Source organism: Dietzia massiliensis, assembly GCF_018390595.1.
Lineage (GTDB): Bacteria > Actinomycetota > Actinomycetes > Mycobacteriales > Mycobacteriaceae > Dietzia > Dietzia massiliensis.
The window spans coordinates 1-321 of record NZ_JAHBAV010000366.1; the positions used below are offsets into that span (position 1 = coordinate 1).

Genomic DNA, 321 nt, shown 5'->3' on the forward strand with positions numbered 1-321 from the left:
AGATGGAACCCTACAATCCCCCGCAGGACCCGCTGCACATCCTGTATCAGGATGAACACATCATGGTGGTCAACAAGCCCAGCGGCTTGCTGTCGGTGCCCGGCCGCGCGCCGGAAAACAAAGACAGCCTGATGACCCGCATTCAGGCCGATCATCCGGCCGCCGAATCGGTGCACCGGCTGGACATGGCCACCAGCGGGGTGATCGTGGTGGCGCCCAACAAGGCCGCCGAGCGCGAGCTGAAGCGTCAGTTCCGCGAACGCGAACCGAAGAAATCCTATATCGCCCGCGTTTGGGGGCATATGGCGCATGACGAAGGGT

1 protein-coding gene is annotated in these 321 nt (G+C 62.6%); it reads left to right on the top strand.

Going from position 1 to position 321, the window contains the following annotated elements; translation table 11 throughout:
- The coding region (locus KHA85_RS20770) for a pseudouridine synthase (protein WP_236885863.1) at positions 1-321 on the top strand (321 nt) is incomplete at both ends.